Source organism: Streptococcus sp. DD11 (assembly GCF_001578865.1).
GTDB classification, from domain to species: domain Bacteria; phylum Bacillota; class Bacilli; order Lactobacillales; family Streptococcaceae; genus Streptococcus; species Streptococcus panodentis.
This window is the reverse complement of the sequence record NZ_KQ969393.1, coordinates 359,314-360,932: the sequence shown is the minus strand read 5'-3', so window position 1 is coordinate 360,932 and position 1,619 is coordinate 359,314. Positions and strand designations below refer to the sequence as shown.

The 1,619-nt window shown below is 52.0% G+C and carries 1 protein-coding gene and 1 pseudogene; both read right to left on the bottom strand.

Annotated elements, in window-relative coordinates; translation table 11 throughout:
- Positions 1–1,090, bottom strand: a pseudogene (locus STRDD11_RS05010) (HAMP domain-containing sensor histidine kinase); the annotation flags it as partial.
- Positions 1,087–1,619: response regulator transcription factor (locus STRDD11_RS05005; RefSeq protein ID WP_241209316.1), on the bottom strand; the 533-nt coding region annotated here is incomplete at its 5' end. The pseudogene STRDD11_RS05010 and the gene STRDD11_RS05005, both read right to left, overlap by 4 nt.

Here is a 1,619-nt window from a genome sequence, read left to right as displayed (position 1 = left end):
AAGGCATTGTCCAGAAGATTCTTGATAGCCTTGAGCAGGTAAGTCCGATTGCCCTTGACCCTTGCTTCTGCCAGCTCCACCTGAAAATGGTAGTGCCGCACATCCGCTAAAATCCGGTAGCTGCCTAGGTTTTCCTCCAGCAGCTGCTTGAGGGAGAAGACTTCCTGCTCCTTTTCTGTCTGCATCTCCAGCTTAGAAATGGCCAGGATGGATTGGACCAAGTCCGACTGCTCTTCCAGAATTTCCCGGCACTTCTGCAGATAGCGGTCACGGTCCTTGAACTCACCGACTCCGTATATCATGCCGTCAACCATGCCCATCATGCTGGTAATGGGGGTCTTGAGCTCGTGCGAGGTCATGCGCAGAAATTCCGCCTTCTCCCGCTCGCTTTCGGCCACCTTTTCATTTTCCTGCCGCAGGGCCTCCATACTGGTCAGCAGATTGGCGTAGAGGCGATTGATATCATCAGCCAGCTCGGCAATTTCATCCCGGCCTTTGACCGGACAAACCACATCCGGAGCCAGGCTGATCATCTGCCGGGTACTTCTTGAAATAGCCTTGATCCGCTGACTGGAGGCACGGCTGTACAGATAGGCAGCAATCCCCCCCAGACTGAGCGACAGCAGCAGCACAAAGGGGTAGAGATTGAGCAGAATGCGGCTGGCATCCGACACCGGCTGCAGGGAATACTCACCGTTCAGAGTCAGCTCCTGACCATCTGCTGCCGCAATCGTTTCCGTCAGAGTTTTGCTTTCATAGTCGCTGTTGGCAATCGTCGGAACAATGGTCAGCTGCAGAGAATCCTCTGCACCGCTCTCCACAGAAGGATAAAGAATGGTATTGTCCTTGGCCAGCAGCGTGAACCAGATTTGATTGCTTTTTTGCTGTAGTCCGTTAAGAGTTCACCGATTTCCTGACGGGACTTTCCCTTTATCTGCCGGGCAACCTGATCAAACTCCCGCCGGGCTTCACTGCTTTTGACCTGCTGGTAGTAGAGCGGCATGGCAAAGTAGAGAGAGGCCAGCACAACCGTCACCACGACAAAGATGATAGAGGAGGTCAGAAGAAAATTCTTTTTGACAATTTTCACTCTTCTTCTCCTCCCAGCTGGTAGCCCATGCCGGTGATGGTTTTAAGCGGCAGCCCCGGGATTTTCTTGCGGATATTCTTGATATGGTTGTCCAGCACCCGGCTGTCCAGCTCGCTGTAGCCCCAGATGCCGTTCATCAGCTGGTCGCGCGTCACCAGATGTCCCTTGCGCTTAGCCAGAGCCTGCAGGATTTCAAACTCCTTTTTGGTCAGGGCCATCTTCTGCTCCTGCCAGTAAACCGTACAGTCATCCAGAGAAACCCTTAAATCACCGATGATAATTTCTGAAGGAAGCGCATTTCGGCGCAGGATATTTTCAATCCGCTTGACCAGAATCAGCGGTGAAAAAGGCTTGGTAACATAGTCGCTGATAAGATGGTTAAAGCTGACCAGCTGAGTATACTCATCATCCAGCGCTGTCAGGATCATGACCGGAATCTGTGAGGTCTTGCGGATTTCTTTCAGCACTTCCAAACCGCTTTTAGTAGGCAGCATCATATCCAAAATCACCAAGTCGAAGGACTCTGACT